Here is a 22,781-nt window from a genome sequence, read left to right on the forward strand (position 1 = left end):
GATGTAGATGCCGTTGCGCTCGGTGAAGATGTAGCGCTTCATCTTCGGGTTCCAGCGCCGGGTCTGGTGCCCGAAGTGCACGCCGCTGTCGAGCAGCTGCTTCATGGTGACGACGGCCATGGCCGGTTTCGCACCTCTTCGATCAGGCGCGCCGGGCGGGCCGGCACGCGTTCCGGTTGGTCGCGGCGTTCCGGGTCGGACCGCCGCCCTGGTGCCCCTGCCGCCGCCCGAACCGGAGTTTCACCTCAGGACCGCCGGACGCCGTGACTCGACCACGGGAGGTGGATCGGATCTGCAATGGCACGCGAAGTCGTCCCGCGCTCACACGGGCCGCGCAACGAGTGTACGCCGCTCCCCGCCGCGACCCGAACCGCCCCCGAGTTGTCCACAGCCCTCGAGTTGTCCACAGTTCGCCAGCTCACCCTGGCCCGCATCCGCCCAGGTGAGGACCGTCGAACACATGACCACCCCACGCCTGCCCACCACCCTGGCCCTGACCACCGCCCTGATCGCACTCCTGGCGGCTGCGCCAGGTCCGGCGACCGCCCGCCCACCCCGCTACGCCTGGCCCCTACCCCCGCCCCACGTGGTCCTGAGGACGTTCCACGCCCCCACCACCCCCTACGGCCCAGGTCACCGGGGCGTCGACCTGGCCGCGAGCCCCGGCACACCCGTCCTGGCCGCCGCCGACGGCGTGGTGACCTTCGCCGGCCGGGTGGGCGACCGCGAGGTCGTCTCCCTCGCCCACCCGGGCGGCATCCGCACCACCTACGAACCGGTGACTCCCACCGTCGAACGCGGCCAACACATCACCCGGGGAACCCGCATAGCCACCCTCACCAGCGGCCACGAGGGCTGCCCACAACCCTGCCTCCACTGGGGCGCGCACCGCCCGAACAAGAAGTGGGGCCGCGACTACCTGGACCCGCTGAAACTCCTGGCCACCGACCCGATCCGACTGCTCCCGCCCGAACCGCGAACCACGCGTTCCGAGGGCGTCGGACCGCCCGCGTCAGGAGTCGAGCTGTTCGTTCAGCTTCGTGCGCAGCCGCAGGACGGCCCGGGTGTGCAGTTGGCAGACCCGCGACTCGGTCACGCCCAGCACCTTGCCGATCTCCGCGAGGGTCAGGTTCTCGAAGTAGTAGAGCGTCACCACGACCCGGTCGCGCTCGGCGAGCTGGGCGATCGCGTCGGCGAGTTGCCGGCGGCTGTCCTGGTCGACCAGCGTCGCGATCGGGTCTTCCGCGCCTTCGTCGGGCAACGACTCGGCCAGCGACGCACCGGCGCCACCGGCGCTGCGCCCGGCGGCGATCAGTTCGTCCAGGGCCACCACGCTGGTGAGCTGGAGCTGGGCGTACAGCTCGCGCAGCTCGGCCAGGCCGATCTTGAGCTCGGCGGCGAGTTCGCGGTCGGTCGGCGTGCGCTGGAGCCGGGCGCCGAGCCGTTCGAGGGCGCGTTCCACGTCTCTGGCGCGGCTGCGCACCGACCTCGGGACCCAGTCCTGGGAGCGCAGGTCGTCGAGGATCGCGCCGCGGATGCGCTGCATCGCGTAGGTCTCGAACTTCAGCCCGCGTTCAGGTTCGAACTTCTCGATCGCGTCGACCAGGCCGAAGATGCCGGACTGGATGAGGTCGGCGACGTCCACGTGCGCGGGCAGGCCCGTGCCGACCCGGCCGGCGACGTACTTGACCAGCGGCGCGTAGTGCAGGACGAGGCGGTCGCGCAGGGTCTGGTCGTGGGACTCGCCGTAGGTGTGCCAGAGGGCGATGATCCCGGCTTCCACGTCGTCGGCGGTGCGCGACTCCGAGGCCGGGTGAGCGGGGCGTGCGGACGGTGGGAGCACCGGGTCGTCGTCGGCCATCAGGTCCGGAACTGACAGGTCGGGGGCGGCGGGATCGTCATCGGCAGGGATTTCGTCAGCTATGTCCGCTACGTCTTCGTCAACCACGTCGTCGGCCGCATCGTCCCCAGCCGCATCGTCGCCGGTCTCATCCGCGAAAACATCGTCGTCACCAGCGGCGTAGTCGCCGGCTGAGTCGTCATCACCGCCGTCCTCGTCGACGAACAGGTCAGCGGTCGCCGGGTCGTGGGTGCGGCCGTTGGGGCGGTAACCGGCGCGGGGTTGGTCGGTGGCTCCGTGGTGACCGTTCGTCCCGGTCGGCGCGGGCGCGGCTGGAGAGGGCGCCTCCGACGAAGCCCCGACGTGCGCGGCGGAAGGAGAGGTCACGGTTGCGGTCCGCGAACCTCCCCCTGCGACGTCAGGAGCGGGGGTGGGTTCGGTCATGGATCGCCTTCAACCGGTCGACGGTGACGTGTGTGTAGAGCTGAGTCGTTGCGAGCGTAGCGTGACCGAGCAGCTCTTGGACGGTGCGCAGGTCCGCTCCCCCTTCCAACAGGTGCGTGGCCGCCGAGTGCCGCAGACCGTGCGGGCCGATGTCGGCCGACTCCGGTACCGCACCCACTACATCGTGAACAACCCGCCTGGCGGTACGCGGGTCGAGCCGGCCGCCGCGCGCACCGACGAACAGCGCTCGCTGTGAACGGTCGCTGACCAGCGCCGATCGGCCCTGTTCCACCCAGCGCCGTACTGCCCGTTCAGCCGGAACGCCGAACGGCACGGTGCGTTCGCGCCTGCCCTTGCCCAGAACCCGGATCACCCTTTGGGAGTAGTCGATGTCGTCGAGGTCGAGGCCGCACAGCTCGGCGACCCGAACACCTGTGGCGTACAGCAACTCCACCACGGCTTGGTCACGCAGCGCAACCGGATCGCCCTGTTCCGCACCTACTTCCGCTGCTGTCATCGCCGCCTTCGCCTGCTCCGGACGGAGCACGGTGGGCAGCGTCCGGTGCGGTCGCGGCGCGGTCAAACGCGGGCCCGGGTCGGCCGCCAACGGGCCCTCGCGCGTCGCCCACGCGGTGAACGCACGGGCGGAGGCCGCGCGCCGGGCCAGCGTGGTGCGGCTCGCGCCCGACGCGTGCTGGGCGGCCAGCCACGAGCGGAGTCCGGCCAGGTCGACGGCCTCCACCGCGGCGTCGCCGGGCGTTCCGGACGCCAGGTGGACCAGGAGCGAGACGACGTCCGCCAGGTAAGCGCGGACCGTGTGCGGCGATAACGCGCGCTCGACTGCCAGGTGGCGTTCGTAGCGGTCGACCGCGGCCGCCACGTCCTCGGGCAGCTCACGGCGCAGGCCGACGAGGTCGACGCGGGGTGTCCGAGCGTGCGGCGGCGGGGACATAGACCCTGACGCTGCGCCCTCAGCCGGACTTGGTCAAGTATCGCCACGCGGACTCCCGTTCTGGGAGCGTTTCCAGCCCGCATCGACCCGTTCCGCCAAGTCGATCAGCTCCAATTCGGGCAGCAGCGCCCGGACCCGGGACAGCTCGACCCCCGACTCGACCGAGATCGCCTCGGCACTCGCGCCCGACCGCAGTCCCAGCGCCTCGTACACCCGCAGCGCCTCGCCCTGTGGAAGTCCGACTTCGGTGTTCCGCGTGGCTTCGACGAGATCGACACCGAGCCGCCCGGTCGACTCGATGATCTCGGCGACACTGCTCACCGGCTGCGCCTCGCCGGATCGCAGCAGCTCGTGGCAGCCGGACGAGGTCGAGGACGTGACCGGCCCCGGCACCGCCATCAACACCCGCCCCAGCGCCGACGTCGAGGCAGCGGTGTTCTTGGCCCCACTCCGCCGCCCCGCCTCCACGACCACCGTGCCCTCCCCGAGGGCCGCGATGAGCCGGTTGCGCGTGATGAACCTGTACCGAGCAGGCCGACAGCCCGGCGGGTACTCGCTCACCACGAGCCCGTGCTGCGGAATGCGCTCCAGCAGTCCCTGATGACCCGCCGGGTAGGCGATGTCCACCCCGCACGCCAACACCGCGATCGTCGGCCCACCCGCGGCCAACGCACCCCTATGAGCCGCACCATCGATGCCGTAGGCAGCCCCGGACACCACGGTCACGCCGGCCTCGGCGAGCCCGAACCCGAACTCCGCCGCGACGTGCTGCCCGTACCCGGTAGCCGACCGACTCCCCACCACCGCCACCGACCGCTCCGAGAGCGCCGCGAGGTTCCCACTCCCCCGCACCCAGACCGCGAGCGGAGCAAGACCGCAGCGCAACCCGTGTGCGGCAGCGATGGTGAGGGCGTTGAACGGCCACTCGGGCCACTCGTCGTCTTCGGGGATCACCAGCCGCCCACCAAGACCTTCGACCACCGAGAGGTCTTCTTCGGCCCGGTACTCGTCGCGGCGTGCGGAGGTCTGGTTGGCCACGGCGGGCGGAACATCGCCATTCCGGACCCGACGCGCCGCGTCCACCGGACCGTGCTCGGCGACGAACTCGCTCAACGCCGGCGCCGGCGGCTCAGCAACCCGCGAGAGATACGCCCGAGCAACCCGAACCTCATCACCCATCACAACCCACCCCCACCCCGACCACCAGCCGAACAGGAGCACCGCCCGGTGACATCGCCTCCGCCGCACGAGCAACCACCCACACTGCTGCGGCCGCACGAGCAGCCGCCGCCACGACGGCCACACCAGCAACCAGCGCCGCCGCCAACGCCGCCGCTGCGGTGACACCAGCACTCGCTGCCGCGATCACGGCCACACGAGCAGCCGCCGCTGCCGGCACGGCCACACCAGCACTCGCTGCGGCTCCGGCGGCGACACGGGCACCGGGTGGTGGGGTCGGGCGGATGTGGGTGTCTGGCCGCGTCTGTGGGGAGGGGCTGGTCGCTTTCGGCGTGGTGGGGTCGGGCGGGATCGGTCGAGGGTGGGGCCGCTGGGTTGGTGGGTGAGGGTGCGGGGTGCCTCTGGGAGATGGGTGGGGATGCGGAGGGCCTCTGAGCGGTGGGTGCGGATGCGGGGTGGCTGTGGGCGGTGGGTGGGGTTGCGGAGTGCTTGTGGCAGGTGGGTGGGGGCATGAGGCGGCAGGGGCAGGGTGGGCGGTTTTGGCTGGCGGGGATGGGTGGCGGCGGGGGTGGTGCGGGTGGGGTCGGGGGCGGGGGTTGGCGGGTCGGGTGGAGGTTTGAGGGGTGGTTGTGGGGGTGGGGGTGGTTGGGCGGGGTGCAGTTGGTGGTCATGGAGTGTCTGCCTTTCGGGGTGGGGTGGAGCGGGATTGGGTTCGGGCGTGGATTCGGGTGGTTGGGGGACCGAGGGTCCAGGTGCGGGTGGAGTGGGTGGTGGCTAGGCGGCGGAGGGTTGGGCGACCGCCGTAGGGGCCCTCGCGAGGGGTGTCGGGAGGGGGTGGGTGGAGGCGGGGTTTGGGGGTTACTTGGCGGAGGCGCCAGGTGTGGGTCATGGGGTTCTCCGTTCGCGGAATTCGAGGGCGGCTGCCACGTGGTCCTCGGTGGGGAGGTCGGTTTCGGCCAGGTCGGCCAAGGTCCAGGCGACGCGGAGGCAGCGGTCCGCGCCTCGGCCGGTCAGGGCACCTCGGGACAGGGCTCGGTCCAGTAGGGATGTGGTCTGTCTTGGGAGGCGGTACTCGCGGCGCAGGATTGGGCCGGGGACCTCTGCGTTGGTGTGCCAGCCGTGCCGAGACCAACGGGCGCTGGCTCGGGCGCGTGCGTTCGCCACGCGTTTTCGGACCGTTTCAGTGGATTCGGGGTCCGGGAGACCGGCATCCATCATCACGGTGAGCGGGCGCATCAGAACTCGTAGGTCTACGCGGTCCAGGAGTGGGCCGGATAGCTTGGCTTGATAGCGGCGTCTGACGCCGGGTAGGCAGGTGCAGTCGATGTCCTTCGCGGGAGCGCAAGGGCATGGATTTGTGGCCAATACGAGTTGGAAGCGGGCCGGATAGCGGGCAATGCCGTGCAGGCGTGCGATCCGCACTTCGCCTTCCTCGAGCACGGCACGCAACGCATCGAGTTTGTTGGGGCCGAATTCGGAAGCCTCATCGAGGAACAACACGCCCTTGTGCGCACGGCTCACGGCACCGGGTTTCGCGAAGCCCGGTCCGCCGCCCACCAGTGCCACGGTTGATGCAGAGGGGTGAAGAGAGACGAAGGGAGGGGTGGAAACCAGTGGGCTGCCTGGGGTGAGCAGGCCGGCGATGGAGTGGACTGCCGTGACGCCCAAAGCATCATCGGAAGTCAGGGGTGGTAGGAGGCTCACCAGGCGTTCGGCGAGCATCGTCTTGCCGGTGCCGGGCGGACCGGTGAGCAGGACGTGGTGTCCGCCGGCGGCGGCGACCTCAAGTGCCCATCTCGCCTCCGGTTGACCGACTACATCGGCCAAGTCGGGGCCGGGAGCAGGCGGTGCCGGGGTGAACGGTGGTGGGGCGTGCAAGGTGTCGTCGTTGCCGTCCAGCCAGTGGAGGACGTCGGACAAAGAGTCCGCGCCCCGAACCTCCAGGCCGTCCACCAGGGCGGCTTCGCATAGGGAGGCTGTGGGGACTACGGCTCGGGGGAGGCCGGCGCGGCGGGCGGCGAGTAGGGCTGGGAGTACTCCTCGTACGGAGCGGACGCGGCCGTCCAGGGCTAGTTCGCCCAGGAGGACCGTGCCCTCCAGGCGGTCGCTGGTGACGGCTTGCGAGGCGGCCAGAACCACGCAGGCCAGGGCCAGGTCGTAGCTGGAGCCGACCTTGGGCAGCGACGCTGGGGACAGGCCCAGGGTCACCCGTTGGGTGGGCCACTCGTGGCCGCTGTTGCGGACGGCTGCCCGGACTCTGTCCTTGGACTCCTGGAGCGCGGCGTCCGGGAGGCCTACCAGGCGGGTGAGGACGGCTCCTGCGCCCACGTCCGCCTCGATCTCGACCGGTACGCCGTCCACGCCGAAGAGGGCGACGCACCACGCGCGTGCGAGTGCCATCTCAGGCACCCCGCACGTGGTGCAGGCGGACCGGACCCGATGGGGGCCAGTGGATGCCGATCAGGTCGAAACGGATGCGCATCCAACCCAGACCGTGGGCCCTCAGCCAGCGGCGGGCCAGGTCGCCTATTCGACCGAGTTTCTCCGGGGTGACGGCTTCCAGGGGGTGGTCGTGGTCGGTTCCCGAGCGGCATTTGACTTCGCAGACGACCAACTGTTCGCGGTCGGTCGCCACTACGTCCAGTTCGCCTGCCTTGCAGCGCCAATTGCGGGACAGGACGACCAGGTTCTGCTCCTCCAAGTACCGGCATGCCAGGTCTTCACCGCGCCGGCCCAACTCTTGGTTGCTCATCGCTGCCTCCTGCTTGTCGAGTGGTGTTGTCTCGACTGTGGCGGAGGAATGGCGGGTGGGCCGGCAGTGGATTTGGAATTGTGGATAACTTCGGTCCTGTGGACAACTCCCGGACAAGCAGCAGGGGCCCACCCGTTCGGGTGAGCCCCTGCTGAAGCGGAGCGGTGGTCAGGAGTTGAACGGGCCGTCCTCGGGCAGGCGGAGTTCGGGCTTGTCCAGTTCTTCGACGTTGACGTCCTTGAACGTGATCACCCGGACGTTCTTCACGAACCTCGCAGGCCGGTACATGTCCCACACCCAGGCGTCGGACATCCGCACCTCGAAGTAGACCTCGCCATCCGCGTTGCGGACCTGCACGTCCACCGAGTTGGCCAGGTAGAACCGCCGCTCGGTCTCCACGACGAACGAGAACTGGCTGACGATGTCGCGGTACTCCTTGTACAGCGACAGCTCCATCTCGGTCTCGTACTTCTCGAGATCCTCTGCACTCATTACGCCTCCGCGCGGGTCGTGCTCATCGAGTCCGCGCCCCTCCTCGTCGCGAGCCTGCCACCGCTGGTCTGCGGCGATGTTCCATTCTGGACCACGGCGGCGGAAAGCACGTCGCGCGCCACCCGGTGCGGCGCGGTCAAGCCGTGGCGGGCCGCCGCCGACGCCACGTTCGCATACGACCAGCGGTGCTCCGCGCTCGGGCCGTGTTCCAGCAGCGCTGCCTGGTGCTCGGGGGTGCTGTAGCCCTTGTGCACGTCGAAGCCGTAGACCGGGTGTTCGGCGTGCAGCGTCGCCATGATGCGGTCCCTGGTGACCTTGGCCAGCACCGACGCCGCCGCCACGCACGCCGCCACCCGGTCGCCCTTGACCACCGGCATGTTCGGCGCGGTCAGGCCCGGTACCGGGAAGCCGTCGGTGAGGACGTAGCCGGGGTGCGAGGACAGTTGGGCCACGGCTCGGCGCATGCCCTCGATGTTGGCCACGTGCACGCCGATCAGGTCGACTTCCGCGGCAGGCACCACGATCACCGCGTAGTCCACGGCGCGCTTGAGGACCAGGTCGTACATGCGGTCGCGCGCGGCGGAGGTGAGCAGCTTGGAGTCCGTCAGGCCCTCGAACCGCCCGGCGTCACCGGGCTTGAGCACGCACGACGCGATGACCAGCGGCCCGGCGCACGCACCGCGCCCGGCCTCGTCCACCCCGGCCACCGGGCCGAGTCCACGCCGGTCCAACGCGGCCTGGAACGCCCAGATGCCCGCGGTCTGCCGTACCTGCGCGCGAGGCGGCTTGCGGATCACCACCCGACTTTATCCCAGCCGCCACGGCCGGGAACGCGCGCGCTCAGCCACGGCGGGCGCGGAACAGGCGGGCGCGGACGCGGCGGCTCAGCAACAGCACCGGCCACGCGCCCAGCAGGCCCATGCCCAGCGGCACCGCGGACTGCCAGGCAGGCGCGCCCAACGCCACGACCTGCGGGTTGTGGTCGCCCACCCCCTGCCAGCGCGACGGCGGCAGCACGATCACCCGCGCCTTGCCCACCACGTTCTCCACCGGCACCAGACCCGCCTGCGGCCCCTTGTCCCGCGCCTGGCACCGCGAGTCGCACGAGTCGTTGCGGTTGTCGCCCAGCACGAACAGGTAGCCCTCGGGGATCTTCACCTCGGCGAACGAGTCCTGCGACGTCCCGCGCCCCGGCTCCCAGTACAGGTACGGCTCGTCCAGCGGCTTGCCGTCGACCATCACCCGGTTCTGGTCGTCGCAGCACGACACGGTCTGCCCGCCGACCGCGATCACCCGCTTGACGAAGTCCTCCTTGTTCGCCGTCGGCACCCCGACCAGCGAACCCAGCCCCTGGAAGAACCCGACCACCGGGTTGCTCGGCTCCGCCGGCGCGAAGTCCTGGTTGATCCACGCGTCCGGGCCGTGGAACACCACCACGTCACCCGGCGCCGGGTCGGTGAAGATGCCGTAGGTGACCTTGTCCACCAACACCCGGTCGCCGAAGCACGGCGAGGTGCAGCCGTGCAGCGTCTGCTCCATCGACTCCGACGGGATCATGTACACCCGCGCCAGGAAGGTCTGGATCAGGAACGCGAGCCCGACCGCCACCACGATGAGGACCGGCAGCTCACGCCAGAAAGAGCCCTTCTTCTTCTCCTTCTTGCGCGCGCGCTGACGCCACGCCTCGATCTTCTCCTCGTCGGAGGCACGGGACGAGTCCTCGTCGGAGGAGCCGGGGGAAGGTGCGACGTCGACCACCCGCCCAGCGTACCGATCAACCCTGTGTGGACCTGGTCAACCGGCGCCGCAGCCGCTTGCCGAAGAACACCAGCGGGAACGCCCCCAGCAACCCCACGCCCAGCGGCACACCGGCCTGCCACGCGGGCGCGCCCAGGGCCACGACCTGCGGGTTGTGGTCGCCGATGCCCTGCCAGCGCGACGGCGGCAGCACGATGACGCGCGCCTTGCCGATCACGTTCTCCTCGGGCACGACACCGTTGACCCCGCCGCCGCCCTGGCGCCGCGAGTCGGTGGAGTTGGTGCGGTTGTCGCCCATCACCCAGAGGTGGCCCTCGGGCACCTTGACCGGCGCGAACGGCTCGTGGTCCTCGGGACCGGTGCCGGGCTGCCAGTAGACGTACGGCTCGTCCAGCGGCTTGCCGTCGACCTTTACGCGGTGCTGGTCGTCGCAGCACTCGACGGTCTGCCCGCCCACCGCGATGACGCGCTTGACGAAGTCGCGCTCGTCCGGCGGCGCGAGCCCGACCAGGGACATCAGGCCCTGGAAGCCGCGCACGACGGGGTTCTCGGAACGGGGCGACTGGAAGTCGTTCTGGCCCCACGCCTCGGGGCCGCGGAACACCACGACCTCACCCGGTTCGATCTCGCCGAAGTCGTAGACCAGCTTGTCGACCAGGACGCGGTCGCCGAAGCACGGGGAGGTGCAGCCGTGCAGCGTCCGCTCCATGGACGCCGACGGGATGACGTACACCCGCGCCAGGAAGGTCTGGATCAGGAATGTCAGCGCCAGGGCCGTCACCGCGAGCACGAGCAGTTCGCGCCACAGCGGGGGCTTCTTCTTCTGGGGTTTGTCCTGGGGCTGGTCGCCCGACGCCGAGCCCTCGGTGGGCTCGGCGTCGGGGTCCTGACCGTCTTCGCCGGCGGAGCGGTGCACGGGTTCTGCCACGTGGGGCAGGCTATCGGTTGCGCGTGAGTCCGGCGTCAGGAGGCCGGCTTGGCCTCGCGCTTCTCCTTGATCTTGGCGGCCTTGCCGCGCAGGTCGCGGAGGTAGTACAGCTTCGCGCGGCGCACGTCGCCGCGGGAGGCGACCTCGATCTCCGCGATGTTGGGGGAGTGCACCGGGAAGGTGCGCTCGACGCCCACGCCGAAGGAGACCTTGCGGACGGTGAAGGTCTCGCGGATGCCACCGCCCTGGCGGCGGATGACCACGCCCTGGAAGACCTGGACGCGCTCGCGGTTGCCCTCGATGACGCGGACGTGGACCTTCAGCGTGTCGCCCGGCCGGAAGCTCGGGATGTCGGAGCGCAGCGACTGGGCGTCAAGAGCGTCCAGGGTGTTCATGGTCCGTCCTCTACGTTTCATTCACTTCCCCAGAGGCGCGTGCCATCTCAACTTGCACACGTGCGTGGGGGCGGGCTCAAAGCGCACACCGGTCGACCCGGGTGCAGCAACCTGTCCAGTGTGCCAGACGGGGCTGCCGGCCACGAAATCGGGGCTCAGCCCAGTTCGTCGAGCAGCTTGCGGTCGTGCTTGTCCAGCGCGTCCTCGGGGAGCGCGGCGAGCAGGTCCGGGCGGCGCTCCCACGTGCGGCGCAGCGCCTGGTCGCGCCGCCAGCGGTCGATCGCCTTGTGGTTGCCCGAGCGCAGCACCTCGGGCACCGCCAGGTCGCGCCAGACCTCGGGCCGGGTGTAGGAGGGGCCTTCCAGCAGGCCGTCGGAGAACGAGTCCTGCGCGGCGGACGCCGGGTTGCCCAGCACGCCGGGCAGCAGCCGCACCACGGCCTCCACGATCACCAGCACGGCGACCTCGCCGCCTACGAGGACGTAGTCGCCGATGGACACCTCGTCCACACGCATCCGGCGGGACGCGTCGTCCACCACACGCTGGTCGATGCCCTCGTAACGGCCGCACGCGAACACCAAACGCTCTTCTGCGGCGTACTCATGCGCCAAAGCTTGCGTAAAAGGACGCCCCGCGGGCGTAGGGACGATGAGACGCGGTGGCGGCTCCCCCGCGCACACCTCATCGAGAGCGTCGCCCCACACCTGGGGCTTCATGACCATGCCCGGACCGCCGCCGTAAGGGCTGTCGTCGACCGCCTTGTGCACGTCGTGCGTCCACTTGCGCAGGTCGTGCACGTCGACGCTGATCAGGCCCTTGTCGATGGCCTTGCCGAGCAGAGCGGCGCGCAGCGGGTCGAGGTACTCCGGGAAGATCGTGACGACGTCAATCCGCATCGAGCAGGCCTTCGGGCGGGTCGAGCACGACGCGCCCTCCGGGCACGTCGACCGTGGGCACGATCTGCCGCACGAACGGGACCAGCGCCTCGCCGCTCTCCCGCTTGATCACCAGCAGTTCGCCGGCGGGACCGTGCACGACCTCCCCGACCGTGCCGACGACCGTGCCGTCGAGCAGTTCGGCGCGCAGGCCTTCCAGCTCGTGGTCGTAGAACTCGTCCGGGTCGCCGGTGGGCGGCAGGTCGTCGGTGCTGACGAACAGCAGCGTGCCGCGCAGCAGTTCCGCGACGTCCCTGGTCAGGACTTCCTCGAAACGCACCAGCAGCCGCCCGGAGTGGTTCCGGGCGGCTGCGACGGTGAGAGTGCGACGCGTGCCGTCGCGCAGCTTGCCGACCAGCGCCGAGCCCACGGCGAACCGCTGCTCGGGCGAGTCGGTGCGCACGTCCACGGCGAGTTCGCCGCGGATGCCGTGCGCCTTGGCCACGCGGCCGACGACGACGTCCATGCGCGTGCTCAGCGGTCGGTGTCGACCACGTCGACGCGCACGCCACGACCACCGATGCCGGCCATCACGGTGCGCAGGGCGGTCGCGGTGCGGCCGGAGCGGCCGATCACCTTGCCGAGGTCGTCCGGGTGGACGTGGACCTCGAGCGTGCGACCGCGCCGGGTCGTGACCAGGTTCACCCGGACGTCGTCCGGGTGGTCGACGATGCCCCGAACGAGGTGTTCGAGGGCGTCAGCCAACAAGCTCACGCCTCGTCCTTGGGAGCAGAGGCCTCTTCGGCCTTCGCTGCGTCATCCTTCTTCGGCGCCTTCTTCTTCGGCGTGGTGGCCTCGGTCGTCGGCGCGTCACCGGCCGCGGCGAGCGCGGCGGCGAACAGGTCGGCCTTGGACGGCTTGGGCTCCTTGACCTTGAGGGTGCCCTCGGCGCCCGGCAGGCCCTTGAACTTCTGCCAGTCGCCGGTGATCTCCAGCAGGCGCTGGACGGGCTCGGTCGGCAGCGCGCCGACGCCCAGCCAGTACTGGGCCCGGTCGGAGTTCACCTCGATGAACGAGGGCTCCTCCTTCGGGTGGTACTTGCCGATCGTCTCGATGGCCTTGCCGTTGCGGCGGGTGCGCGCGTCGGCGACGACGATCCGGTAGTACGGCTGACGGATCTTGCCAAGCCGCTGAAGCTTGATCTTGACGGCCACGGGTGTGGGTACTCCTCAGGCTCTCTCTTGCATCACGTGCGGGCGCTCCTCACCCGAGTGGGGCACGGGTGGGAAAACCCAGAGGTCTTGGCGCCAGGGCACGGTGAGAGGGACCGACCACGGCGAACAGCCAACCATTCTGCCAGACGCGGTCACTCGACCACGAATCGGGCCACTTCTACACCCGATCCGGTCAACGCCTTCCGCACCGCGCGGGCGTGCTCGACGGCCCCGGGGGTGTCCCCGTGCAGGCACAAGGAGTCCACGTCGACGGCCACGACCTCACCCGTTGCGGCGACGATTTCACCCTTCTCAGCGAGCCGCAGCACCTGCGCCAGCACGGCTTCGGTGCTGGTCAGCAACGCTCCCGGCTGCGTGCGCGGCACCAGCGTGCCCTCGGCGGTGTAAGCGCGGTCCGCGAAGGCCTCCCGCACCGGCCGCAGGCCCACCCGCGCCGCGTGATGAAGAAGACGCGAGCCGGGCAGTCCGAGCACCGGCAGATCCCCGAACGCCTTCACCCCGGCCACTACGGCAGCGGCTTGCGCATCGTGGTGCACGGTCGCGTTGTAGAGCGCGCCATGCGGCTTGACGTACGAGACTCGCGTCCCGGCCGCACGCGCACACGCCTCCAGCGCCCCGACCTGGTACAGCACCTCGTCCGCCAACTCGCCCGGATCGGCGTCGATGAACCGCCGCCCGAACCCGGCCAGGTCCCGGTACGACACCTGCGCGCCCACGGCGACCCCGCGCGCGGCGGCCTCCGCGCACACCCGGCGCATCGTGGACGGGTCCCCCGCGTGGAACCCGCACGCCACGTTCGCGCTGGTCACGACTTCCAGCAGGGCGGCGTCGTCGCCGAGCTTCCAGATGCCGAACCCCTCGCCGAGGTCGGAGTTGAGGTCGATCACGTGGGCATCACCCCGATGGAGACGAGCAGCAGCGTCAGGCCGGGCAGGAAGTTGTTGACCACGTGCGCCACGACGCTCGCGGTGAGCCGGCGGGTGATCAGCCGGGCGATGCCGATGGGCAGCGCGATCACGATCAGCAGGGACGTGCGCAGCGGCTCCAGGTGGCTCGCCGCGAAGATCAGGGTGGTCAGCACGAACGCGGCCCACTGGCTCCAGCCCTGCCGCTCGATCGCGCCCCACAGCAGCCCGCGGTAGATCAGCTCCTCGCAGATCGGCCCGACGAAGCACACGTACAGGAACATCGCGATGGCGGCGGCCAGCGGCAGCGCGGCGCCGTCGACCAGCTCGCCGATCGCCGAGGTGGCGTTTTGGTCGCCCACGACGCGCGACCAGACCAGCGCCGCCAGGTAGGTCAGGACCAGGCCGAGCGCGCCGAGCTTGAGCCCGACCTTGACGTCCGCCCAGTTCCAGCCCAGCCGCAGGTCCACCAGCGGCCCGTTGCCGCGCACCCGGGTGATGACGACCGCCACCGCGGCGGCCAGGACGGTCGGCACCATCGAGCCGACCAGGATGAACGCCACCGAGGACCCGATGTCGGTCCCGGACGTGCGGGCGACCGCGGTGATGAACACCGCCGAGAGCACGAACACCGCTTCGACCAGCAGGAACGCGCCAAAGCCCCAACGCTGCCCGGTGCGTTCGGGCACCGGCTCGCGGCCGACCGCGCGCACGCCCTCGATCAGGCCTGTCGGGGGTTCATCCGGAGGATTCACAGTCGATAACCCTAGCTAGGAGGCGCCTACGTACAGGTAGACGGCGGGGAGGAGGTTGTTGGCCGCGTGCGCCACGACGCTCGCCGCGACCCGCCCGGTGATCATCCGGGCGGCCCCGATGGCGAGGCCCTGGGCGAACAGGCTGATGGTGCGCCACGACTCCTCGTGGAGGAACGCGAAGATCAGCGCGGTGAGTCCCAGGATGGCGTACCTCGGGACTTTGTAGTGCTCGAGCGCGCTCCAGAGGGCACCTCTGGTGAGGAGTTCCTCCGTCAGGGGCGCACCCAGGAAGACGAACAGCGCCGCGCACGCCAGCCAAACGGACTGACCGCCGGACAGCGCCCCGATCCGCTCCAGCGAGGACCCGGTGTCGCGGTTGATGCGGAGCAGCACGACCCCGAGTACCCACGCGAACAACAGCGACAACCCGCCACAGGCCAAACCCACCTTGATGTCACGCGCCCGGGGGACGAGCCCGAAGTCCCGCTCCGGACCGTCACCACGCCACCGGGAGACGACGACGGGGCCGAGGCCGAGCAGGACGTTGGGCAGGAACACCAGGAGCAGCAGCGGGCCCAGCACGGGCGGGTCGGTGACGTCGACCTCGGCGAACCGGTCGGCGGTGACCGCGGTGAAGACCAGGGTCGCCAGGTGGTAGCCGCCGAGTCCGGCGAACAGCGCGAGGAAGCCCCAATGCGCCCGCCCGGTGTCCTGCCGTTCCGCCACTCGTCCGAACGTAGCGGCACCGGCTGAACGGACCCTGTGCAGGGCTCAAGATCACCCTGACGGCCGCACGCTCAGTGGATGCGACCCCGCAGCATCACGAGCTTCGGGTGCCGCAGGGCCTCCAGGTCGACCCGGGGGTCGGTCTCGTAGACGACCACGTCCGCCGCCGCGCCTTCCGTCAACGACGGGAAGCCCAGCCACTCGCGCGCGGCCCACGACGCCGACGCCAGGGCGTTCTCCCGGCTCAGGCCCACCGCGTGCAGCGCGGCGATCTCGTCCACGATCCGGCCGTGGCGGATGCCGCCGCCCGCGTCCGTGCCCGCGTACACCGGCACGCCGGCTTCGATCGCCGAAGCGATCGTGGCCTTGTTGCGCGCGTAGAGGTGCCGCATGTGGGCCGCGTACTTCGGGAACTTCGCCGCGCCCGAGTCGGCGATGCCGGGGAAGTTCTCGATGTTGATCAGGGTCGGCACCAGGGCGGTGCCGGCGGTGGCCATCGCGGCGATGGTGTCGTCGTCCAGGCCGGTGCCGTGCTCGATGCAGTCGATGCCCGCCGCGAGCAGGCCGGGCAGGGCCTCGCCGCCGAACACGTGGGCGGTCACCCGGGCCTTCGCCTCGTGCGCGACCTTGATGGCCTCGGCCAGCACGTCGTCCGACCACAGCGGGGCCAGGTCGCCGGTGGACCGGTCGATCCAGTCGCCGACCAGCTTCACCCAGCCGTCGCCCTGCGCCGCCTGCTCGGCCACGGCCGCGGGCAGGTCGCGCTCGTCCTCCAGCTCCACGCCGATGTACTTGATGTACCGCTTGGGGCGCGCGATGTGCCGGCCCGCGCGGATGATCCTCGGCAGGTCCAGGCGCTCCTGCAGCGGACGGGTGTCCAGCGGGGAGCCGCAGTCCCGGATCAGCAGGGTGCCGGCGTCGCGGTCGAGCAGCGCCTGGTCGACCGCTTCCGGGAGGTCGACGGCCCCGTGCGAGCCCAGGCCGACGTGGCAGTGCGCGTCGACCAGGCCCGGCACGAGGTAGCCGCCGTCCACGACGGTCCGCGCGCCGGGCACCGGGCGCGTGCGCACCCTCCCGTTGACCACCCACAGGTCGCGCGGCTCGTCCCCGTCGGGGAGGACGACGCCGCGCAGGTGCAGGCCGGTCACTTCGGGAACTTGAACTTGGTCGGGTCGAAGCCGGGCGGCAGGTCGTTGAGACCGCCGTCGAGACCGGGCGGGAGCTGGCCCATGCCGGGCGGCAGGCCGCCGGGGAGCATGCCGGGCATGCCCGGGAAGCCGCCGCGGACCTTCGGCTGCGTCGGCCCGCGCCCCTTCTTGCCCTTCTTCCCCTTCTTGCCCTTGCCGCCCTTGGGCCGCGACCCGGGCAGGCCGAACCGGCCGGCCATCTGCGACATCATCTTGCGGGCTTCGAAGAACCGGTTGACCAGGTCGTTCACGTCGCTGACCCGGACGCCCGACCCGTTGGCGATGCGCAGCCGGCGGGACGCGTTGATGATCTTCGGGTCCTCGCGCTCGGCCGGGGTCATGCCGCGGATGATCGCCTGCACGCGGTCCAGGTGCTTCTCGTCGAGGTTGGCGAGCTGGTCCTTCATCTGGCCCGCGCCGGGCAGCATGCCCAGCAGGTTCGCGATCGGGCCCATCTTGCGCAGGGTGAGCATCTGCTCCAGGAAGTCCTCCAGCGTGAGCTGGCCGGACCCCATCTTCACCGCGGCGGCCTCGGCCTGCTCCGCGTCGAACGCCTGCTCGGCCTGCTCGATCAGGGTGAGCATGTCGCCCATGCCCAGGATCCGCGACGCCATCCGGTCGGGGTGGAAGACGTCGAAGTCCTCCAGCTTCTCGCCGTTGGACGCGAACAGGATCGGCTGCCCGGTCACCTCGCGGACGCTCAGCGCGGCACCACCGCGGGCGTCGCCGTCGAGCTTGGTCAGCACCACGCCGGTGAAGCCGACGCCGTCGCGGAACGCGGTCGCGGTGTTCACCGCGTCCTGACCGATCATCGCGTCGACCACGAACAGCACCTCGTCGGGCTGCACGGCGGCGCGGATGTCGATCGCCTGGCGCATCATCTCCTCGTCCACACCGAGGCGACCCGCGGTGTCGACCAGCACGATGTCGTGCTGGGCCCGCTTGGCCTCCTCGATGCCGCGGCGCGCCACGTCCACCGGGTCGCCCACGCCGTTGCCCGGCTCGGGCGCGAACACCGGCACCCCGGCGCGCTCGCCGACGACCTGGAGCTGGGTCACCGCGTTGGGCCGCTGGAGGTCGCAGGCGACCAGCATCGGCGTGTGGCCCTGGCCACGCAGCCACTTGGCCAGCTTGCCCGCGAGCGTCGTCTTGCCGGCGCCCTGGAGACCGGCGAGCATGATCACCGACGGCGGGTTCTTGGCCAGGTTGAGCCGCCGGGTCTCGCCGCCGAGGATGTTGATCAGTTCCTCGTTGACGATCTTGACGACCTGCTGGGCCGGGTTGAGCGCCTGGGAGACCTCCGCGCCCTTGGCGCGCTCCTTGACCTTGGCGATGAAGGTCCGCACGACGGGCAGCGCGACGTCGGCCTCCAGCAACGCCACCCGGATCTCCCGCGCGGTGGCGTCGATGTCGGCGTCGGACAGCCGCCCCTTGCCGCGCAGGTTGTTCAGGACCGAGGTGAGCCGGTCGGAAAGGGTGTTGAACACGATGCCGTCAGACCTCGCACGTCGTCGGACCATATGACCACCCGCCAGGGTAGCCGGTCTCAGGTCACGGCCAGCCTCAGGCGGTCGCCGCGGGACAGCAGGGTCATCGCCTGCCAGCCCCGTGGGGCGCGCCCCTCGGCGAACCGGCGGCGCAGCCGGGCGGCCCGCTTGACGTGCCGGGTGAACGACCGCGAGCGGATCAGCCGGCCGCGGCGGACCTGCCCGGACAACGCCTGTTCGGCGGTCGCGTCGAGCCACAGGAAGTGCCGGGGTCGGGCGCTCACCAGGCCGACCGCAACCAGGCCGGCGCGGGTGGTGGGACGGGTGGAGGGTTCGTGGACCAGGAGCAGTCCGGAGGTGAACAGGGCGAACCAGAGGATGCGCAGGCGGTGCACCAAGTGCACCACCGGCCGGTAGAAGCGGTAGGGGACGGAGTCGGGGAGCACGCTGCGGAGGTAGCCGCGGACCTGGTCGGAGTCCAGCACGACGGCTGCCGCGCCTCCGGTGTCGACATCGGCGAGCATGGTCGTCTTGCCCGCCCCGGGCAGGCCCGCGAGCACGACCAGGGATCGGGGTGCCACGGCGACGGCGGTCATCGCTTCCATACTAAAGAGACGTTTCGGACGCCTCCGAGTTCCCGGCAGAACCCGGAGGCGGTCTGCACCCCTCGAACGGACCGCCCCCGGGCCTTTTCGCCGGTGACGCTCCTCACCGCCCGGTACCTGGCGGCCCCGCGTCACGGGTCAAAGCCTGCCGGGCGGCGACGGGCGCGGGCAGCGTGAGCACCCCCGATCGGTTGTGCGTAGACCTACGCATTCCCTCAGCGGGCAGCTACCAGGACGGCGCGTTCGATCTTCTTGCGCCGGCCCGCGTCCAGGACCCCGGAAGTGGTGATGGCGAAGGAATCCACGACCGTCGAGCCCAAAGTGGACACCCGCGCCCACACGACGTCCACACCGGACTGCTCCAGCGCGTCGGCCACGTGGTGCAGCAGGCCGATCCGGTCCGCCGCGCGCAGCTCCAGCACGACCGAGCCGGTGGACTCGTCGTCGAACCACAGCACCTTCGGCGGGGGCGGGTCCTGCGGCGGGCCGCCGTAGTCGCGTTCCTTGGCGGCCAGTTTGTCCGCCAGGGCAAGCGATCCGTCGACCGCACGCGTCAACTGCTCGCGCAACAGGGTCACGTCGGGCAGCGACCCGAACCTCGGGGACACGGTGAACACGTCCACCGCCGCACCCTCATGCGAACCGAGGACCGCCGAGTGGACCTCCAGCGAGTTCAACGCCAGCACGCCCGCCGCCCGCGACAACAGGCCGGGACGGTCCTTGGCCACCACGGTCACGGTGGCCGCGTGGTCGCCGGGATCGATGAGCACGTCCGGCTTCCCGGACTCCAGCACGGCCGCCGCCAGGTCCTGCTGGCGCTGGTCCAACGGCTCCGGCTTGGGCAGCGGGTCGCCCGCCATCGCCGCCCGGCAGCGCGCCACCAGGTCGCCGACCAGGGACGCCTTCCAGTCCGACCACACGCCCGGGCCGGTGGCGATCGCGTCGGACTCGGCCAGCGCGTGCAGCAGTTCCAGCAGCACCGGGTCGCCGCCGAGGGTGTCCACGACCCGGCGCACGGTGGCCTCGTCCTCCACGTCCCGGCGGGTCGCGGTGTGCGGCAGCAGCAGGTGGTGGCGGACCAGCGCGGTGAGCGTGGCGACGTCCTGCGGCCACAGGCCCAGGCGTTCGGCGACCTGGGTGGTCAGGGCCGCGCCGACCTCGGAGTGGTCCTGCTGGCGGCCCTTGCCGATGTCGTGCAGCAGCGCGCCGAGCAGCAGCAGGTCCGGGCGGGACACCGTGGTGACCAGGCGCGCGGCGTGCGCGGTCGCCTGCACCAGGTGCCGGTCCACGGTCCAGACGTGCGCGGCGTCGCGCGGCGGCAGGTCGCGGACCGCGCCCCACTCGGGGAAGAGCCGGCCCCACAACCCGGTGCGGTCCAGGGCCTCGACCACGTCGATCAGGCCGCTTCCGCTGCCCAGCAAGGCCAGCAACTCCTCCCGGGCTTCGCGCGGCCACGGCTGGCGCAGCTCGGGCGCGGAGTCGGCGAGCTTGGCCAGGGTGCCCGCCGCGATCGGGTGCTTGCTGCGGGCGGCGGCGGTGGCCACGCGCAGCAGCAGCGCCGGGTCCCGGCTGGGCACGGCGTCCCGGGCCAGCGCGACCTCGGTGCCGTGCAGCACGACCCCTTCGTCCAGCGGACGGCGGGCGGGTTGGCGGCGTAGCGGGGAGCGCGCGAACACGCCCAAGCCCCGCTTGGGCACGGCCGCGCGAGCCGTCCGCATGGCCACGTCCACCGCGTACACGATCGTGCGAGCCGCCGACGACATCGCCCGCGCCAGCTGGAACCGGTCCGCCAGGCCCAGCGCGGCGGCGACCTCGTCACCGTCCTGGGCGCGCAGCACGTCCCGCGGCTTGCGGGCCACCCGGCGCAGCTCGGTGCGCACGTCCAGCAGCAGCTTGCGGGCCTCGTTCACCTCCGCCGACGGCCGGTCGGTCAGCTGCGCGGCGGACAGCGCGTCCAGCAGCGTCACGTCCCGCAGCCCGCCCCGGCCGTGCTTGAGGTCCGGCTCCACGCGGTGCGCGATCTCGCCGCTGCGCGCCCACCGCCGTTGCGCCGACTCGGCCATCTCGTCCAGCCGGGTCCGCACGCCCGACCGCCACGCCTGGCGCGCGCTGTCCGCGAGCCGGGTGCTGATGTCGGCGTCCCCGGCGATGTGCCGGATGTCCAACAACCCCAACGCGGTGCGCAGGTCACCGGCGGCGACGCGCAGCGCCTCGCCGACCGTGCGCACCGAGTGGTCCAGCCCGATCCCCGAGTTCCACAGCGGGTACCAGAGCTTCTCCGCGACCTCGTCCACGCCCTTGTGCCCGTTGTGCACCAGGAGCAGGTCGAGGTCCGAGTAGGGCACCAGCTCGCGCCGGCCCAGTCCCCCCACGGCGACCAGGGCCAGCCCGCTGCCCGGTCCACCGACTCCAGCCTGCGAGGCGTGCGCGGTGAGCCAGAACTCGTGCAGGTCCACCAGCGCCTCGCGCAACGACTCCCCCGTCAGACGGCGCCGACCTGGCGCGAGCAGGCGGTCCCTCGCTCGCACCAGGTCGTCAGCCGTGACGACGGCCGCCTCGGCGTTGTCCATACGGCCGTCCCCCATCTCTACAGAGCGTCGGTACCGCGCTCCCCGGTCCGGACCCGGATGACCGTGTCGACCGGGGTCACCCAGACCTTCCCGTCGCCGATCTTGCCGGTGCGGGCGGCCTCGACCACCGCGTCCAGCACCTTGTCGACCGCGGCGTCGTCGATCAGCACCTCGACCCGCAGCTTGGGCACGAAGTCCACGGCGTACTCGGCGCCCCGGTAGACCTCGGTGTGGCCCTTCTGGCGGCCGTAGCCCTGGACCTCGCTGACGGTCATGCCCAGCACGCCCAGCTGCTCCAGCGACGCCTTCACGTCGTCCAGCGTGAACGGCTTGATGATGGCGGTGACCAGCTTCATGACTTGTTGCTCCCCTCAAGGACCGCGGTGGCGCCGGCGGCGACACTCGGCTTGGTGTTGCCACGCGAACCGAGGCCGCTGCCGAACTCGTACGCGGTCTCCGCGTGCTCGGCCTCGTCGATGCCGCCGACCTCGGACTCCTCGTCGGCGCGGAAGCCGACGGTCAGCTTCACCAGGTAGCCCAGGACGAGGCTCAGGACGAAGGAGTACGCGAGCACGGCCAGCGCGCCCACGGCCTGCCGCCAGAGCTGGTCGACACCGCCGCCGTAGAAGAGGCCGTTGATGCCCGCCGGGGCGGCGGAGCTGGCGAAGAAGCCGATCAGGATGGTGCCGGACAGGCCGCCCACCAGGTGCACGCCGACCACGTCGAGCGAGTCGTCGAAGCCGAAGCGGTACTTCAGGCTGACCGCCAGGGCGCACAGCGCGCCGGTGATCGCGCCGATCGCGATCGCGCCCAGCGGGGTGACCGCTGAGCAGGCCGGGGTGATCGCGACCAGGCCGGCGACGATGCCCGAGGCCGCGCCCAGCGTGGTGGCGTTGCCGTCGCGGACGCGCTCGACCACGAGCCAGGCCAGCATCGCGGCGGAGGTGGCGACCAGGGTGTTGACGAAGGTGACGCCCGCGGTGGTGTTCGCGGCCAGGGCGGAGCCCGCGTTGAACCCGAACCAGCCGAACCACAGCAGACCGGCGCCCAGCACGACCAGCGGCAGGCTGTGCGGCTTCATCCGGTCCTTGGGCCAGCCGACCCGCTTGCCCAGCACGATCGCCAGGGCCAGGCCCGCCGCGCCGGCGTTGATGTGGACGGCCGTGCCGCCCGCGAAGTCGATGGCGAGGAGCTTGTTGGCGATCCAGCCGCCCGGGTCGACGACGTTGCCGTTGGCGTCCTTGCCGTCGAAGTCGAACACCCAGTGCGCGACCGGGAAGTACACGACCAGCGCCCACAGGCCCGCGAACAGCAGCCACGGGCCGAACCGGGCGCGGTCCGCGATCGCGCCCGAGATCAGGGCGACGGTGATGATCGCGAACATCGCCTGGAAGGCGACGAAGACGGTGGCCGGCACGGTGCCCGACAGGGCCTCCTTGCCCAGCAGCCCGTCCAGGCCGAAGAACTCGAACGGCTTGCCCAGCAGGCCGGCGCCGACGTCGGTGCCGAACGCGGTGGAATAGCCGACCAGCACCCAGAGCACACCGACCACGCCGATCGCGCCCAGGCTCATCATCATCATGTTGAGCACACTCTTGGACCGGACCATGCCCCCGTAGAAGAAGGCAAGTCCGGGGGTCATCAACAGCACCAGGGCGGAGCTGGTGAGCAACCAGGCGGTGTCCCCTGTATCCAC

General features: G+C 71.1%; 24 protein-coding genes and 1 pseudogene. 1 reads left to right on the forward strand and 24 read right to left on the reverse strand.

Translation table 11 applies throughout. The annotated features are described in order from the left end of the window. The coding region (locus tag RIN75_RS22485; RefSeq protein WP_309114081.1) for a 30S ribosomal protein S2 at positions 1 to 120 on the reverse strand (120 nt) is incomplete at its 3' end. Positions 121 to 460: 340 nt separating this feature from the next. Here RIN75_RS22485 and RIN75_RS22490 point away from each other — a divergent pair. Continuing rightward, positions 461 to 883, forward strand: a pseudogene (locus tag RIN75_RS22490) (M23 family metallopeptidase); the annotation flags it as partial. A gap of 129 nt (positions 884 to 1,012) precedes the next feature. Here the strand turns inward: RIN75_RS22490 and RIN75_RS22495 are convergent. The 23 genes from RIN75_RS22495 to RIN75_RS22605 form a co-directional block, all read right to left on the reverse strand. Then, entirely contained in the window at positions 1,013 to 1,861 is an 849-nt protein-coding gene (locus RIN75_RS22495) for a FliA/WhiG family RNA polymerase sigma factor (protein WP_309114082.1), read from the reverse strand. Between the two features lie 397 nt (positions 1,862 to 2,258). After that, positions 2,259 to 3,236, reverse strand: coding sequence for a tyrosine recombinase XerC (locus tag RIN75_RS22500; protein WP_309113974.1), 978 nt, complete (start codon positions 3,234 to 3,236; stop codon positions 2,259 to 2,261). 33 nt (positions 3,237 to 3,269) lie between these two features. Next, positions 3,270 to 4,415, reverse strand: coding sequence for a DNA-processing protein DprA (gene dprA, locus RIN75_RS22505; protein ID WP_309113975.1), 1,146 nt, complete (start codon positions 4,413 to 4,415; stop codon positions 3,270 to 3,272). An 885-nt stretch (positions 4,416 to 5,300) separates the two neighbouring features. Continuing rightward, a complete protein-coding gene (locus tag RIN75_RS22510) occupies positions 5,301 to 6,815 on the reverse strand; it encodes a YifB family Mg chelatase-like AAA ATPase (protein ID WP_309113976.1) in 1,515 nt (504 codons plus the stop codon). Position 6,816: 1 nt separating this feature from the next. Next, a complete protein-coding gene (locus RIN75_RS22515) occupies positions 6,817 to 7,167 on the reverse strand; it encodes a YraN family protein (RefSeq protein WP_309113977.1) in 351 nt (116 codons plus the stop codon). A 168-nt stretch (positions 7,168 to 7,335) separates the two neighbouring features. Then, positions 7,336 to 7,659: a DUF2469 domain-containing protein gene (locus RIN75_RS22520; RefSeq protein WP_033431454.1), complete on the reverse strand. Its 324-nt coding sequence runs from the start codon at positions 7,657 to 7,659 to the stop codon at positions 7,336 to 7,338. Continuing rightward, positions 7,659 to 8,456, reverse strand: coding sequence for a ribonuclease HII (locus tag RIN75_RS22525; protein ID WP_309113978.1), 798 nt, complete (start codon positions 8,454 to 8,456; stop codon positions 7,659 to 7,661). The genes RIN75_RS22520 and RIN75_RS22525 overlap by 1 nt, the downstream gene beginning before the upstream one ends. A 43-nt stretch (positions 8,457 to 8,499) precedes the next feature. Further along, positions 8,500 to 9,417 (reverse strand): signal peptidase I, encoded by a 918-nt coding sequence (gene lepB / locus RIN75_RS22530; RefSeq protein WP_309113979.1) that lies wholly within the window; start codon positions 9,415 to 9,417, stop codon positions 8,500 to 8,502. 16 nt (positions 9,418 to 9,433) lie between these two features. Then, positions 9,434 to 10,345: a signal peptidase I gene (gene lepB, locus RIN75_RS22535; RefSeq protein ID WP_309113980.1), complete on the reverse strand. Its 912-nt coding sequence runs from the start codon at positions 10,343 to 10,345 to the stop codon at positions 9,434 to 9,436. A gap of 35 nt (positions 10,346 to 10,380) precedes the next feature. Beyond that, positions 10,381 to 10,740, reverse strand: a complete 360-nt coding sequence (rplS, locus tag RIN75_RS22540; RefSeq protein WP_309113981.1) for a 50S ribosomal protein L19 — start codon at positions 10,738 to 10,740, stop codon at positions 10,381 to 10,383. Between the two features lie 155 nt (positions 10,741 to 10,895). Beyond that, on the reverse strand, positions 10,896 to 11,636 hold the full coding sequence (trmD, locus tag RIN75_RS22545; RefSeq protein WP_309113982.1) for a tRNA (guanosine(37)-N1)-methyltransferase TrmD: 741 nt from the start codon (positions 11,634 to 11,636) through the stop codon (positions 10,896 to 10,898). After that, the gene (gene rimM / locus RIN75_RS22550; protein ID WP_309113983.1) at positions 11,626 to 12,141 is read right to left on the reverse strand and encodes a ribosome maturation factor RimM; all 516 of its coding nucleotides are present in this window, start codon (positions 12,139 to 12,141) and stop codon (positions 11,626 to 11,628) included. The genes trmD and rimM overlap by 11 nt, the downstream gene beginning before the upstream one ends. Positions 12,142 to 12,149: 8 nt before the next feature. Further along, positions 12,150 to 12,389, reverse strand: coding sequence for an RNA-binding protein (locus tag RIN75_RS22555; RefSeq protein WP_015104447.1), 240 nt, complete (start codon positions 12,387 to 12,389; stop codon positions 12,150 to 12,152). After that, complete coding sequence (rpsP, locus tag RIN75_RS22560) at positions 12,386 to 12,829, reverse strand: 30S ribosomal protein S16 (RefSeq protein WP_309113984.1); 444 nt, start codon at positions 12,827 to 12,829, stop codon at positions 12,386 to 12,388. The genes RIN75_RS22555 and rpsP overlap by 4 nt, the downstream gene beginning before the upstream one ends. Before the next feature lie 152 nt (positions 12,830 to 12,981). After that, complete coding sequence (locus RIN75_RS22565; protein WP_309113985.1) at positions 12,982 to 13,737, reverse strand: 5-oxoprolinase subunit PxpA; 756 nt, start codon at positions 13,735 to 13,737, stop codon at positions 12,982 to 12,984. Continuing rightward, positions 13,734 to 14,510 carry a lysostaphin resistance A-like protein gene (locus RIN75_RS22570; protein ID WP_375296005.1) on the reverse strand — a complete coding sequence of 259 codons (777 nt, stop codon included), beginning with the start codon at positions 14,508 to 14,510 and terminating at the stop codon, positions 13,734 to 13,736. The genes RIN75_RS22565 and RIN75_RS22570 overlap by 4 nt, the downstream gene beginning before the upstream one ends. 15 nt (positions 14,511 to 14,525) lie before the next feature. Continuing rightward, on the reverse strand, positions 14,526 to 15,236 hold the full coding sequence (locus RIN75_RS22575) for a CPBP family intramembrane glutamic endopeptidase (protein ID WP_309113986.1): 711 nt from the start codon (positions 15,234 to 15,236) through the stop codon (positions 14,526 to 14,528). A 71-nt stretch (positions 15,237 to 15,307) separates the two neighbouring features. Further along, a complete protein-coding gene (locus tag RIN75_RS22580) occupies positions 15,308 to 16,384 on the reverse strand; it encodes an amidohydrolase family protein (protein ID WP_309113987.1) in 1,077 nt (358 codons plus the stop codon). Continuing rightward, entirely contained in the window at positions 16,381 to 17,910 is a 1,530-nt protein-coding gene (ffh, locus tag RIN75_RS22585; protein WP_309114084.1) for a signal recognition particle protein, read from the reverse strand. The genes RIN75_RS22580 and ffh overlap by 4 nt, the downstream gene beginning before the upstream one ends. A 59-nt stretch (positions 17,911 to 17,969) precedes the next feature. Then, positions 17,970 to 18,506, reverse strand: coding sequence for an AAA family ATPase (locus tag RIN75_RS22590; RefSeq protein WP_309113988.1), 537 nt, complete (start codon positions 18,504 to 18,506; stop codon positions 17,970 to 17,972). Positions 18,507 to 18,730: 224 nt separating this feature from the next. Further along, positions 18,731 to 21,100 carry a [protein-PII] uridylyltransferase gene (locus tag RIN75_RS22595; RefSeq protein ID WP_309113989.1) on the reverse strand — a complete coding sequence of 790 codons (2,370 nt, stop codon included), beginning with the start codon at positions 21,098 to 21,100 and terminating at the stop codon, positions 18,731 to 18,733. A gap of 2 nt (positions 21,101 to 21,102) precedes the next feature. Further along, complete coding sequence (locus RIN75_RS22600) at positions 21,103 to 21,441, reverse strand: P-II family nitrogen regulator (protein ID WP_309113990.1); 339 nt, start codon at positions 21,439 to 21,441, stop codon at positions 21,103 to 21,105. Continuing rightward, positions 21,438 to 22,781, reverse strand: a complete 1,344-nt coding sequence (locus RIN75_RS22605) for an ammonium transporter (protein WP_309113991.1) — start codon at positions 22,779 to 22,781, stop codon at positions 21,438 to 21,440. Before RIN75_RS22605 ends, RIN75_RS22600 begins: the two co-directional genes overlap by 4 nt.

The organism is Saccharothrix sp. (assembly GCF_031180885.1).
GTDB lineage: Bacteria > Actinomycetota > Actinomycetes > Mycobacteriales > Pseudonocardiaceae > Actinosynnema.